Origin of the sequence: Tabrizicola flagellatus, assembly GCF_046295235.1 — a bacterium.
Taxonomy (GTDB): domain Bacteria; phylum Pseudomonadota; class Alphaproteobacteria; order Rhodobacterales; family Rhodobacteraceae; genus Tabrizicola; species Tabrizicola flagellata_A.
In genome coordinates this window covers 74,960-87,661 of sequence record NZ_JBKBLV010000009.1, presented here as the reverse complement: position 1 = coordinate 87,661, position 12,702 = coordinate 74,960, and the positions used below count along the sequence as shown (strand labels likewise).

Annotated in this window: 15 protein-coding genes and 1 tRNA gene; 8 read left to right on the top strand and 8 right to left on the bottom strand. The window is 66.7% G+C overall.

The features are described from left to right. The first annotated feature begins 107 nt into the window (after positions 1-107). The 3 genes from accB to aat all read left to right on the top strand — a co-directional run bounded on the left by accB (position 108) and on the right by aat (position 2,740). The gene (gene accB, locus ACK4IU_RS05625; RefSeq protein ID WP_409732505.1) at positions 108-605 is read left to right on the top strand and encodes an acetyl-CoA carboxylase biotin carboxyl carrier protein; all 498 of its coding nucleotides are present in this window, start codon (positions 108-110) and stop codon (positions 603-605) included. A gap of 10 nt (positions 606-615) precedes the next feature. Beyond that, a complete protein-coding gene (gene accC / locus ACK4IU_RS05620; protein ID WP_409732503.1) occupies positions 616-1,962 on the top strand; it encodes an acetyl-CoA carboxylase biotin carboxylase subunit in 1,347 nt (448 codons plus the stop codon). 82 nt (positions 1,963-2,044) lie between these two features. Beyond that, positions 2,045-2,740: a leucyl/phenylalanyl-tRNA--protein transferase gene (gene aat, locus ACK4IU_RS05615; protein WP_409732501.1), complete on the top strand. Its 696-nt coding sequence runs from the start codon at positions 2,045-2,047 to the stop codon at positions 2,738-2,740. Here aat and ACK4IU_RS05610 read toward each other — a convergent pair. From ACK4IU_RS05610 to ACK4IU_RS05585, 6 genes are all read right to left on the bottom strand, one after another. Beyond that, positions 2,644-3,084 (bottom strand): DUF2155 domain-containing protein, encoded by a 441-nt coding sequence (locus tag ACK4IU_RS05610; RefSeq protein WP_409732499.1) that lies wholly within the window; start codon positions 3,082-3,084, stop codon positions 2,644-2,646. The two genes, aat and ACK4IU_RS05610, sit on opposite strands and share 97 nt — an antisense overlap. Continuing rightward, positions 3,081-3,563, bottom strand: coding sequence for an outer membrane lipid asymmetry maintenance protein MlaD (gene mlaD, locus ACK4IU_RS05605; protein ID WP_409732497.1), 483 nt, complete (start codon positions 3,561-3,563; stop codon positions 3,081-3,083). Before mlaD ends, ACK4IU_RS05610 begins: the two co-directional genes overlap by 4 nt. Beyond that, a complete protein-coding gene (locus ACK4IU_RS05600) occupies positions 3,563-3,937 on the bottom strand; it encodes an NADH:ubiquinone oxidoreductase subunit NDUFA12 (protein WP_409732495.1) in 375 nt (124 codons plus the stop codon). The genes mlaD and ACK4IU_RS05600 overlap by 1 nt, the downstream gene beginning before the upstream one ends. 87 nt (positions 3,938-4,024) lie before the next feature. Continuing rightward, on the bottom strand, positions 4,025-4,513 hold the full coding sequence (locus ACK4IU_RS05595; protein WP_409732493.1) for a hypothetical protein: 489 nt from the start codon (positions 4,511-4,513) through the stop codon (positions 4,025-4,027). A gap of 24 nt (positions 4,514-4,537) precedes the next feature. Next, positions 4,538-5,800, bottom strand: coding sequence for an ATP-dependent Clp protease ATP-binding subunit ClpX (gene clpX / locus ACK4IU_RS05590; protein WP_409732491.1), 1,263 nt, complete (start codon positions 5,798-5,800; stop codon positions 4,538-4,540). Positions 5,801-5,921: 121 nt separating this feature from the next. Continuing rightward, a complete protein-coding gene (locus ACK4IU_RS05585; protein ID WP_149587004.1) occupies positions 5,922-6,554 on the bottom strand; it encodes an ATP-dependent Clp protease proteolytic subunit in 633 nt (210 codons plus the stop codon). A gap of 154 nt (positions 6,555-6,708) precedes the next feature. Here ACK4IU_RS05585 and ACK4IU_RS05580 point away from each other — a divergent pair, with 154 nt between their 5' ends. Continuing rightward, complete coding sequence (locus tag ACK4IU_RS05580; protein ID WP_409732489.1) at positions 6,709-7,875, top strand: FAD-binding domain-containing protein; 1,167 nt, start codon at positions 6,709-6,711, stop codon at positions 7,873-7,875. Here the strand turns inward: ACK4IU_RS05580 and ACK4IU_RS05575 are convergent. Further along, on the bottom strand, positions 7,872-8,480 hold the full coding sequence (locus tag ACK4IU_RS05575) for a CDP-alcohol phosphatidyltransferase family protein (RefSeq protein WP_409732487.1): 609 nt from the start codon (positions 8,478-8,480) through the stop codon (positions 7,872-7,874). The two genes, ACK4IU_RS05580 and ACK4IU_RS05575, sit on opposite strands and share 4 nt — an antisense overlap. Positions 8,481-8,703: 223 nt before the next feature. Between ACK4IU_RS05575 and ACK4IU_RS05570 the strand changes: the two genes are divergently transcribed. After that, entirely contained in the window at positions 8,704-9,189 is a 486-nt protein-coding gene (locus ACK4IU_RS05570) for a CAP domain-containing protein (RefSeq protein WP_409732485.1), read from the top strand. A gap of 85 nt (positions 9,190-9,274) precedes the next feature. Beyond that, positions 9,275-10,041, top strand: a protein-coding gene (locus ACK4IU_RS05565; protein WP_409732483.1) for an IS5 family transposase whose coding sequence is annotated in 2 segments (ribosomal slippage) — positions 9,275-9,587 and positions 9,587-10,041 — 768 coding nt in all. Because the reading frame shifts where the segments join, the coding sequence is not laid out codon by codon here. Between the two features lie 9 nt (positions 10,042-10,050). On the opposite strand, the gene ACK4IU_RS05560 is transcribed toward ACK4IU_RS05565, so the two are convergent. Next, entirely contained in the window at positions 10,051-11,364 is a 1,314-nt protein-coding gene (locus ACK4IU_RS05560; protein ID WP_409732481.1) for an ATP-binding protein, read from the bottom strand. Positions 11,365-11,411: 47 nt separating this feature from the next. Between ACK4IU_RS05560 and ACK4IU_RS05555 the strand changes: the two genes are divergently transcribed. Beyond that, complete coding sequence (locus ACK4IU_RS05555) at positions 11,412-12,290, top strand: MBL fold metallo-hydrolase (RefSeq protein WP_409732479.1); 879 nt, start codon at positions 11,412-11,414, stop codon at positions 12,288-12,290. Positions 12,291-12,360: 70 nt separating this feature from the next. Continuing rightward, positions 12,361-12,435, top strand: a tRNA-Asn gene (locus ACK4IU_RS05550). The last annotated feature ends 267 nt before the right edge of the window (positions 12,436-12,702 follow it).

The following is a 12,702-nucleotide window of genomic DNA, read 5'->3' as shown; positions in this document are numbered from 1 at the left end:
CGGCTTTTCAGCCCCCATGGGCTCGCGTATAAGCGCCGAATACCAGACTGCGGCGGGCTTCGGGCCCAAGCCGCACGCGCCCAGGGCAGAGAAGAACAGAGGACCCGATGAGCAAGCAGAACACCGACTCCGACGTCGCATTCATCTCGGCCCTGGCCGAGCTTCTGAACAAGAACGATCTGACCGAACTGTCGGTGAAGCGGGAGTATGGCGAGGACGACAGCCTGGAAGTGCGCGTCGTCAAGCAGGCCAACGTGGTAACGGTCACCGCCGCTCCAGCGCCGGTGGTCCATGCGGCGCCCGCCCCTGCGGCAGCAGCAGCGCCCGCCGCCCCCGCGGCGGCCCCGGCCAACGAGGATCCGGCCCAGCATCCGGGCGCCGTGACCTCGCCGATGGTCGGCACGGTCTATCTTGCCGCCGAACCCGGCGCCGCCCCCTTCGTGACCGTCGGCGCCCAGGTGGCCGAAGGCCAGACCGTCCTCATCATCGAGGCGATGAAGACGATGAACCACATCCCCGCCCCGCGCGCGGGCACGGTGAAGCGCATCCTGGTCGAGGATGGCCACCCGGTCGAATACGGCGCCCCCCTGATGATCATCGAATAAGGGCGGGCCGATGTTTGACAAGATCCTGATCGCCAACCGGGGTGAGATCGCGCTGCGCGTGATCCGGGCCGCCCGCGAAATGGGGATCAAGTCGGTCGCGGTCCATTCCACCGCCGACACCGACGCGATGCATGTCCGCATGGCCGATGAAAGCGTATGCATCGGGCCGGCGCCGTCCTCGGCCAGCTACCTGAACAAGGCCGCGATCATCTCGGCCTGCGAGATCACCGGCGCGCAGGCGGTGCATCCGGGCTACGGGTTCCTTTCGGAAAACGCCAGCTTCGCCCAGGCGCTGGAGGACCACGGCATCACCTTCATCGGCCCGAACGCGGAACATATCCGCATCATGGGCGACAAGATCACCGCGAAGGAAACCGCGAAGGAACTCGGCATCCCCGTGGTGCCCGGATCGGACGGCGGCGTGCCGGATTTCGAGACGGCGAAGAAGGTCGCTGCCGAGATCGGCTATCCGGTCATCATCAAGGCCACCGCCGGCGGCGGCGGTCGCGGCATGAAGGTCGCGAAGGACGCCTCCGAGCTGGAGATCGCCTTCCGCACCGCGCGGTCCGAGGCCAAGGCCGCCTTCGGCAACGACGAAGTCTACATGGAGAAATACCTCCAGCGCCCGCGCCACATCGAGATCCAGGTCTTCGGCGACGGCAAGGGCGGCGCGGTGCATCTGGGCGAACGCGACTGTTCGCTGCAACGCCGCCACCAGAAGGTGTTCGAAGAGGCCCCCGGCCCCGTCATCACGCCGAAGCTGCGGTCGGAGATCGGCACGATCTGCGCCAATGCGATGCAGAAACTGAAATACATCGGCGCGGGGACGATCGAGTTCCTGTACGAGGACGGCAGGTTCTACTTCATCGAGATGAACACCCGGCTTCAGGTCGAACATCCGGTGACCGAGGCGATCTTCGGCGTGGACCTCGTGCGCGAACAGATCCGCGTCGCCTCGGGCCTCGGCCTGTCCTTCTCGCAGGAGGACCTCGTGATCAACGGCCACGCGATCGAGGTGCGGATCAATGCCGAGAAGATCCCCGGCTTTTCCCCCTGCCCCGGCCGGATCACCCAGTTCCATGCTCCGGGCGGTCTGGGCGTACGGATGGATTCGGCGATCTACGACGGCTACCGGATTCCGCCCTATTACGACAGCCTGATCGGCAAGCTGATCGTGCATGGCCGCGACCGGCCCGAGGCGCTGGCCCGCCTCCGCCGCGCGCTGGGAGAACTGATCATCGACGGCATCGACACCTCGATCCCGCTCTTCCACATGCTTCTGGCCGAACCCGACATCCAGAACGGCGAATACAACATCCACTGGCTGGAAAAGTGGCTGGAAAAGCAGTTCTCTTGACCTGAACGGGGCGCCCCGGCAACGGGCGCCTCACCGCAAAAGTTTTCGAAAACTTTTGCAAAATCCTCCGAAGGATTTTGCGATGTCCGTGCCCGCCGACGAGATCACCCCGGACATCCTCCTGCGCGCCTATGCGATGGGCATCTTCCCGATGTCCGACGGTCGCGACGACCCCGAGATCCACTGGGTCGATCCCCGGCTTCGGGGTGTGATCCCGCTGGAGGGCTTCCATATATCGCGCTCGCTGGCCAAACGCATCCGCTCTGGCCGGTTCCGGGTGACGGTGGACGAGGATTTCGACGCGGTGGTCGAGGCCTGCGCCACGCGAGGCGAAACCTGGATCAGCCGTCGCATCCAGGCCCTGTACCTCGACCTGCACAGGCTGGGCTTTGCCCACAGCATCGAGGTGCGCGAGGGCACGGCGCTGGTCGGCGGGGTCTATGGCGTGACGCTCGGCGCAGCCTTCTTCGGCGAAAGCATGTTCTCGCGCGTGACCGATGCCTCGAAGGTGGCGCTGGCCCATGCGGTGCACCGGCTGCGGGCCGGCGGCTTCCGGCTCTTCGACACCCAGTTCCTGACGCCGCACCTGGCAAGCCTCGGCGCGGTCGAGATCACGCGCGCCGACTATCATCGCCGGCTGAGCGACGCCCTTGCGCAACGCGCCGTGTTCGCGCCCGAGGGCTATTCGCCCTCGCCGTCCGAGGTTGCATCCGCCTCGGGCGCGATCTCAGGCACCGAGCCTCCAGGCAGGATGCAGCCCAGCACCCAGACGTCATAGCGCGGATGGTCCAGCGCCGATAGCGCCGGGGACGAGGCCAGCATCCAGCCGGTGAAGAGCGGCGTCTCGGTCGTCTCTTCCAGGATCGTCAGGTGCGCCTCGGCTTCCGAGGCCGGGTTGCCGGTCGGATAGCGGCAACTGTCCAGCCGGACGATCAGCCGGCCGAACTTGGCGGTCTGGCCGCGCGACAGGGTGACATCGCCGGTCGAACTGGTCAGCTTGTCCAGGAACCGCAGCGACGCCCCTTCGGACTCGGTGAACTCCGGGCCTGCGGGTTGTCCGGTTTCCTGCGCCAAGACCGGCAACGCCAGGACAAGAACGAGTGCCGCAAGCAGCGCCCTCATGGTGCAGGAGCCTCGTCTGCCGGGGCCTCGTCCCCGCTGCCGCCCCCGGAGGCGAACTTCATCAGGAGCGTGATCAGGCTGACCGCGCCCTGGGTATCCTCGATCTCGCCGCCGGGTTCCAGCATCTCCAGCGCGCCGCCGGGCTGGACTTCGACGAAGGTGCCGCCAAGGAGGCCTTCGGAGGCGACCAGGATCGTCGAATCGACCGGAACCGCCACGTCCTTGCGCATCGAGATGGTGGCATCGGCGAAATAGGTCTCGGGGTTGAGCCGCAGGTCGGTCACCGTCCCGACCTTGACGCCGGCAAGCCGAACGTCGGTGCCGACGCGCACGCCTTCGGCGGACCGGAAACTCGCCGTCAAGGCATAGCTGTCAGGCGCGGCACCGACCCCGGCGCCCCGCGCGGCATAAACGGCAAAGCCCAGGGCGACAGCCAGCACGGCGGCTCCGGCGAGGATCTCGGCGCGTTCGTAGGACATCACTCGGGCTGCCAGGCCTCGTAGTCGGCCCTGGCAACCGGCGCGGCGCGGCGGATCGAGCCGGGGGGCACATAGGCGGCATCCGTGCCGGTCAGGTTCTCCTGATGCGGCTTTTCCCAGGGCTTGTGGCGCAGGGGCTGCCTGGTCGGCGGCTCGTCCCAGGTGTAATGCAGCCAGCCGTGCCAGTCGGGCGAGATGCGGCTCGCCTCCATCTCGCCATTGTAGATCACCCAGCGCCGCTTGCCGTCGCGGGTCTGGTAGAAGACGTTGCCCGCCTCGTCCTCGCCCACCTTCACGCCCTTGCGGCTCGTGAAAATCTGGGTGCCGATGGTCTGGCTGTTCCACCAGGTCAGAAGGCGCTTGAGGAAGTACATGGGCGGACTCCGGTTCTTTGGCTCTGATATGACGGAAAGTGCGAGCGAGGTCCAGACAAGCGTTCCGAATGGTGGTCCGGAATGCGCTCAGGTGAGGTCACGAATACGAAAGGCCAAGCCGGCTGCAACCGAGTAGAAATGGACTTCGCTTCCGCGCTCGATCCACCAGCCATCCGGTAACCGCAATGCCCTATCCAAACGTTCAAAGAGTTTGTCGCCCATGATCAGACGGCAAATCGTCCACGGACCATCCCCCGTCCAGCCGTCTAATCTTGCAGCGGGAGTGGGTGCCCAAGGTCCCCCGAACGAATGGATCTCTTCCCTCCCTATTGGCAACCTGGAGGGCGGGACGACGGGGGCGTCGGGAGAGATTTCGACAACTGCATAACTGCAATGCGAGCCGTACATCTTGCGGCTCCAACGCACCGACGCGACGACGTTGTTGTATCGAACAACCTCATCAAATACGCGCGCCGCATAACCTCGATTGTCAACCCATACACCCACGCGATAGGTAGCGAAAAACAGCGCAACCACAGCCACAATGCCCAAAGCCATGTCTCGCAGCAGTCGCACGTGCTGCCCTCACTTTGCTTTGGCTTAGGCCTTAACGGGCTCTTTCTTCTTGGCCTCGGTGTACACCAGCATCGGCTTGGCGCCGGCGTTCACCGCCTCTTCCTTCACCACCACTTCCTCGACCCCGTCCATGCCGGGAAGCTCGAACATGGTGTCGAGAAGGATGTCCTCCATGATCGAGCGCAGGCCACGCGCCCCGGTCTTGCGCTTGATCGCGCGCTTGGCGATGGCGGTAAGCGCGTCAGGGGTGAAGGTCAGCTTGACCCCCTCGATCTCGAACAGGCGCTGGTACTGCTTGACCAGCGCGTTCTTCGGTTCGGTCAGGATGGTGACCAGCGCGGCCTCGTCGAGGTCGGTCAGCGTGGCGATGACCGGCAGGCGGCCGACGAATTCCGGGATCAGGCCGAACTTGAGCAGATCCTCGGGTTCCAGCTCCTTGAACAGGTCGCCGACGCTGCGTTCGTCCGGGCTCTTGACCTCGGCGCCGAAGCCGATGCCCGACCCCTTGTTGCGCTGGGCGATGATCTTTTCCAGACCCGCGAAGGCGCCACCGCAGATGAAGAGGATGTTCGTAGTGTCCACCTGCAGGAACTCCTGCTGCGGATGCTTGCGCCCGCCCTGCGGGGGGACGCTGGCTACGGTGCCTTCCATGATCTTCAGCAGCGCCTGCTGCACACCCTCCCCGGACACGTCGCGGGTGATCGAGGGGTTGTCGGACTTGCGGGTGATCTTGTCGACCTCGTCGATGTAGACGATGCCGCGCTGCGCGCGTTCGACGTTGTATTCGCTGGCCTGCAAGAGCTTGAGGATGATGTTCTCCACATCCTCGCCGACATAGCCGGCCTCGGTCAGCGTGGTGGCGTCGGCCATGGTGAAGGGCACGTCCAGGATGCGGGCCAGCGTCTGTGCCAGTAGCGTCTTGCCGCAGCCGGTAGGGCCGATCAACAGGATGTTCGACTTCGACAGTTCGATGTCGTTCTTCGAGGAATGGTTCAGCCGCTTGTAGTGGTTGTGGACCGCCACCGACAGCACGCGCTTGGCGTGGACCTGGCCGATCACATAGTCGTCCAGCACCTTGCAGATCTCGCGCGGGGTGGGCACGCCGTCCGAGGATTTCAGACCCGCGGTCTTCGTCTCCTCGCGGATGATGTCCATGCACAGTTCGACGCATTCGTCGCAGATGAAGACCGTGGGCCCCGCGATCAGCTTGCGCACCTCATGCTGGCTCTTGCCGCAGAACGAGCAGTAGAGGGTGTTCTTGCTGTCGCCGCCGGTGTTGTTCGCCATCCGCAGTCCTCTGAGCTTTGACCCGCTTCGCCGGGCCGGTGCCTTGCGGGGAAGTTTAGGCCAACCCCCATGGCACCACAATCCGAAAAACCCGCCGAGAAACTCGGCGGGAATGTGGGCGTCATTTCGACGTATCGTCGGCCTTTCCGCGGCTTTCCAGGATCTGGTCGATCAGGCCCCAGGCCTTCGCATCCTCGGCCGACATGAAGTTGTCGCGCTCCAGCGCCGCCTCGACCGTGTCGTAGTCGTTGCCGGTGTGCTTGACATAGATCTCGTTCAGACGGCGCTTCAGTTTCAGCGTTTCCTGCGCGTGGATCATGATGTCGGTCGCCTGGCCCTGGTAGCCGCCCGAGGGCTGGTGCACCATGATCCGGCTGTTCGGCAGGCTGAAGCGCATGCCCTTTTCGCCGGCCGTCAGCAGCAGCGAGCCCATCGAGGCCGCCTGCCCGATCACCAGCGTGGAAACCTTCGGCCGGATGTACTGCATCGTGTCGTAGATCGACAGGCCGGCGGTCACCACGCCGCCGGGGCTGTTGATGTACATGCTGATTTCCTTGGACGGGTTTTCCGATTCCAGGAACAGGAGCTGGGCGCAGATCAGGCTGGACATGCCGTCATGCACCGGGCCGCCCAGGAAGATGATCCGCTCCTTCAAAAGGCGGCTGAAGATGTCATAGGCGCGCTCGCCCCGGCTCGTCTGTTCGACGACCATGGGGACCAGCGTGTTCATGTAGTGCTCAACGGGATCGCGCATCGGGGCCTGCCTCTTTCAGTCGCTCGAGGAATATCGTCGAATGTATTGCCAGAGTCTTAGTGGGGTGACACGGGGGCTGCAAGGGCACCTCCGACGCTTTTGCCGCAGGGGTGATGTGCCTTGAAAGCCGCGCGGCGAGACCTAGACCCCGAGCATGTTCAAACCAACTCGAGCCGCGGGCCTTGACCGCCTTCACGCCTTCCTGCCTCGGGCGGGCCGCGACTATGCGGCGCTGCGCAACCTCGACCTGCCCGGGCATCCGCATGTCTCCACCCTCTCGCCCTGGCTGCGCCATCGTCTCGTGACCGAGGAGGAAGTCATCGACGCCACCCTGCGCATCCACCCGCAGGGGGCCGAGAAGTTCCTGGCCGAGGTCTGGTGGCGCACCTACTGGAAGGGCTGGCTGGAGCTGCGGCCGGGGATCTGGGCCGCCTATCGGCAGGGCCTGGCGGCGGGCCTGAACCGTCTCGCGGCGGAACCGGGCCTCGCGGCGCGGGCCGAGGCGGCAATGACGGGCGATACCGGCATCGACGGCTTCGACGATTGGGCGCAGGAGGTGGTGGCGACCGGCTATCTGCACAATCACGCCCGGATGTGGTTCGCCTCGATCTGGATCTTCACCCTGCGGCTGCCGTGGGAACTCGGGGCCGACTTCTTCCTGCGTCATCTCCTGGACGGCGACCCTGCCTCGAACACCCTGTCCTGGCGCTGGGTGGCCGGCCTGCACACACCCGGCAAGACCTATCTCGCCACCGCCGACAACATCGCGCGCAACACGAACGGCCGCTTCCGCCCCGAAGGCCTGGCCGCCGAGGCCCCGCCCCTGCCGATGCCGCCCCTGCCGCCGCCCCGCCCCGCCCCGCAGGGCGATCCGCTCGACTGCACGGCGGCCTCGCTCCTCCTCGTCACCGAAGAGGACCTGTGTCCCGAGTTCCTGCTGGACCTCGGTCTGCGCCCCGTGGCCGTCGCGGCCCTAAGCGACGTTGCCGGGCGCTCGCCTCTGGCCGTCGCCGACCCTGTCCACCGCTTCACCGGGTCGGCGATCGCGGACAGCCTCGACCGTCTCGGCCACCCCGACGCGCCCCGCTTCGATCGCCGAACCCTGCCCGCGCTGGTCGATCTGGCAGAGCGCGCGGGCGCAGTGCAGATCGTCACACCCTACGCTCCGACCGGCCCGGTGGCCTCGGCCCTGTCCGATCTCGCGTCTCTGGCGGCAAGGCGTGGCATCGGCCTGACCCGCGTGCTGCGCGCTCACGACCGGCACGCCTGGCCGCAGGCCACGCACGGGTTCTTCCGCTTTCGCGAGGCGGTGATGGGCTAGCGGAACGTCCGGGCCGCCAGCGCGACCCGCGCCCCGGCGGTAACGAGGCACAGAACGCCGAAGATCCAGGCGAGGGGCACGAACAGGCCGGGCCAGAGCGCGAGGATCAGGAAACAGAGGATCGTCTCGGTTCCCTCCATCAGGCCGGCGGTGAAATAGAGCGACTTTTCGCCCCGGCTGCGGGTCTGCATGCCCTGCCGCTCGGCCAGCACCGCATAACCGAGAAAGGTCGCCGCGTTGACATAGAAGCTGAACAGAAGGAAGGCCCCCGCGACCCCGTTCTCGGCCGGGTCGCGCAGGACGAAGGCCAGCGGGATCGCGCCGTAGAAGGCGAAATCGGCCACTATGTCCAGAAAGCCGCCGAAATCGCTCTTGCCGCGCGCCCGGGCAACCGCGCCGTCAAGGCCATCGGCCAACCGGCTGGCCATGAGCACCAGCGCCACCCCGGCCCCCGCCCCGCCGGCCGAGATCAGCCCGGCCGCTGCAAGCCCCAGCACGAGGCCCGCCAGCGTGACCCCGTTGGCCGTGGCCCCGCGCGCCGCCAGCCAGCGGCCACCCTCGTTCAGGGGGGCGTCAATCACCCCGCGCATCAAGCCGTCCAGCATGGCCCACTCCCGATTCGTCCGCATGATCCCCGCTTGCCGGACGGCAGGGAAGTCAACTTTCCGCGGATTTCCGCTTAAAGCATCGGCCGGCGCAGGGGCGCACGCCAAAGTTGCGTGCACCCGTCGGCGTTTTTCGCCAATTTCACCAATAACGCCACTTTCTGCCTGATTCCGGCCCAACTGGTCGACGATCACCAAGACTGCCATTCTACGGGGAGTTGCCATGATGATGCGCCTGCAGCTGGCGGTCGTTGCCGCCTCGGCCATGCTTTGTCTCGGGTCTGCCGCCCAGGCATGTTCGATTCCCGCCAATTCCCCCGCCATGCAGCAGGAGCTGCTGGCGCACCTCAACGCCGAGCGCAAGGCGCGCGGCCTGTCGCCGCTGACCCTCTCGGCCAAGCTCGACAAGGCCGCCCAGGGCCATGCCTGCGACAACGCGAGCCGCAGGTCGATCAGCCACACCTCCTCGGATGGCGGCACGCTCAAGACCCGCCTGCGCCGCGCGGGCTATGCCTTCCGCACCGCCGCCGAGAACACCGGACGCGGCTTCGCCAGCGGCGCGCGGGCCGTGCAGTGGTGGATGAACTCGCCCAAGCACAAGGACAACATCCTGTTGCGCAAGGCGCGCGAGGTCGGGGTCGGCATCGCCCTCAGCCCCGCGCCCGACAACAAGCTGCACTGGATCATCGTGGTCGGCGCCTCGAAATAGCCTAGGTCGTGGCCCCATAAATCGTCGATAGGGTTTGCGCGGCGCGGCGTTGGCTGATTCAACCTCCCAAGAGAGGGAGGGTTCGATGCGCCGACATGAACTGTCTGACGAAGAATGGGCGATCATCCAGCCGCTGCTGCCGCAGAAGTCGCGGGGCGTGCCGCGGGTGGACGACCGGCGGGTGATCAACGGCATCCTGTGGCGCTTTCGGACGGGCGCGCCGTGGCGCGACGTGCCCGAGCGCTACGGCCCGCGCACGACGCTCTACAACCGCTTCGTCCGCTGGCGCGCCGCGGGGGTGTGGGACCGGCTTCTCGACGCGGTGTCCGCGGCTTACGACGGCGACATCGTGATGATCGACAGCTCGTGCGTGCGCGTCCACCAGCATGGCGCCGCCGTCAAAAGGGGGGTCCCGAGGTCGGCGGAGATCGTTGCATGGGACGTTCACGGGGCGGGTTGACCACCAAGATCCATGCGCTCGTCGACGCCGAGGGTCGCCCCGTGAAGATCGCGCTGACCGCAGGACAGGCGGGCGACGCGCCCGCCGCCGAGCAGATGCTCCCTCTCGTCGCGCCGGGCGCCACCCTGATCGCCGACCGCGCCTACGACACCAACGCCATCCGAGCCGCCTGCGCCGACCGCAAGGCCTGGGCCAACATCCCGCCCCGCGTCATCCGCAAGGACAGTTTCGCGTTCAGCGCCTGGGTCTATCGCCAGCGCAACCTCGTGAAGCGCTTCTTCAACCGCATCAAACAGTTCCGCGGCCTCGCAACCCGATACGACAAATCCCCAGACAACTTCCTCGCAGCACTCAAACTCGTCGCCATCCGCATCTGGCTTGCAACGATATGAGTCCGCTCCCTAGCGCGCGATCGCCAGTTCCGCCTTCAGCCCCCCCAGCGTTTCACTTTGCGACAGGCGCAGGTCACCGCCGTGGCTGCGGGCGATGTCCGAGGCGATCGACAGCCCCAGCCCGACACCTCCACCCTGGTTCGGATCGCGCGAGGCATCCAGCCGCGCGAAGGGCCGCAGGGCATCGTCGCGGCGGTCCTCGGGGATCCCGGGGCCGTCGTCCTCGACCACGATGCGCAGGCTGCGGTCCTGGAAGATCACCCGCAGTTCCACCCGGCGGCCATAGCGCCGGGCATTGCCGACCAGGTTCTCTACAGCGCGGCGAATGGCCGTCGGTCGCATCTCCACCGGTTCGGCCCGCCCCTCGACACCCGCAAGCCGCACCCTTGCCCCCGCCTTCTCGACCACATCCGTCACCAGGGCGACCGCATCGACCAGCTCGGACTGTTCCATCGCGTCGCTGCGCACGAAGGCCAGGAACTCGTCCACCATCCTTTCCATCTGCGCGACGTCCTCCAGCAACGCCGCCACCTCCGGGTCCTCCGGCATCAGCGACAGGGCCAGCCGCATCCGCGTCAGCGGCGTGCGCAGGTCGTGGCTGACGCCGGACAGCATAAGAGTGCGCTGCTCGATCTGGCGCTCGATCCGGGCGCGCATGTCCAGGAAGGCGCGGCCCGCCGCCCGCACCTCCAGCGCCCCGCGCGGCTTGTAGCGCACGGTCTGCCCCTTGCCGAAGGCCTCGGCCGCCTCGGCCAGCTTGGTGATCGGCCGCAGCTGCCTGCGCAGGAAATAGTAGGCGATCACCGTCAAAAGGACCGAGGTGAACAGCATCAGCACGATCAGCTGGTGCGGGTTGGTCGCCGACATCCGCCGCCGGCTGACCTCGGCCCCGACCGGCCCGAAACGGCTGTCGAAGCGGAGGAACACGCGCCGCGCCGGATCGGTCAGGTCGACCGCCCTCAATCCGGGCAGGCGCGCGCGCAGCGTGGTCATGATCGTGTCGCCCGACAGGTCGACGAGGGGCATCCGGTCCTCGACCGGAATCTCCGGCCCGGCCGGAATGGACAGCCTGATCTCCAGTGCCTCGGCCAGCGGCGTGACCTGTGCGCGCGCCTCCTCCATCGACGCGCTCGCCTCGATCCGGTCCATCAGGAAGTCCAGATCGATCGCGACACCTTGCGTCATCTGCGCGGTTACGCCTTCATAGAAGCGCTGGATGAACTCGGTCGAGAACACCAGTTGAATCGCCAGGATCGGCACGATCAGGATCAGCGCCGCCCGGCCGTAGAGCCCTCTGGGAAGAACACGTTGCAAGATCGACATCCCCCCGACCCTAACCGCGCGCCTGCGGCTTGGAAAGCCGGCAGACCGTGACGCGCCCCCTGACCTCCGACCCGCCGGTGCGCGGCCTCGTGGCGCCGAACCCGTCTCCGCTGACCGGGGCCGGGACCAATACATGGATCGTCGGCGGCAGCAGCCTGGTCGTGATCGACCCGGGGCCCGACGATCCCGCCCATCTGGCTGCGATCCTGGGCGTCGTCAGTCCGGGGCAACGGATCGACCTTATCGTGGTCACCCATGCCCACCTCGATCACTCCGCCCTCGCGCCGCACCTTGCCGCCCGGACCGGAGCCCCGGTCCATGCCTTCGGCGGCGCCACTGAAGGACGCAGCCGCGTGATGCAGGGCCTGGCCGACAGCCTTGCTGTCCAGGGCGAGGGTCTCGACCACCGCTTCACGCCTGACCGGCGGCTGGCGGATGCCGATCTGCTGACCGGCCCGGACTGGGACCTGCGCGCGCTGCACACGCCGGGGCACCTGGGCGGGCACCTTTGCCTCGCTCTCGGCGACACCCTGTTTTCCGGCGATCATGTCATGGGCTGGTCCACCTCGATCGTCTCGCCGCCGGATGGCGACATGACCGACTACATGGCGTCGCTGCACCGGCTGGCCCAGGCGCGCTGGTCCCGCTTCCTGCCCGGCCACGGCGATCCGGTCGCGGATCCGGCACGGCGCCTGGCCGAGCTGATCGCGCATCGTCAGGGGCGCGAGACGCAGATCCTTGCGATGCTCTCCGAAGGTCCTGCCCGCATAGCTGAACTCACCGCGCGCATATATGCCGGCACCCCGTCACATCTCCTCCCTGCGGCCGCGCGCAATGTCCTTGCGCATCTCGTTGATCTGGCAAGCAGAAAGCTCGTGACCGCCCGCCCCTCCCTGGCCCCAGACGCCGAGTTCCGCCTTGCCTGACCGCCGGCGCATTTTCCCCGGATTTGCCCCTTGCCGCCCCCAAGCGGCCTTGCTATAGACCGCCCCGTGTTCCGGCGTAGCTCAGCGGTAGAGCAGTTGACTGTTAATCAATTGGTCGTAGGTTCGATCCCTACCGCCGGAGCCAAGAAATCCTGATCTAATTGGATATTGAACGGGCGACGTCTCCCTGCGCCCGGTTTTGTCCATGTCATGCGCTCCTTCGCTGGCAGAGAGGACAGGAGACGCGCCTCGCCGACGTCCGCCGCCGCAGTCTGCCCCGGCCCCGCGCGCCATCCCGGATGCACCCTCGTCCTCGGATCCGGCCGCACCGAAAGTCTTGCGGTTGATGCAACCGAACCGCCCGTCCAGACTGTTCCCACAAAACCGCTGTTATCTGGCCCGATCCCGCCCT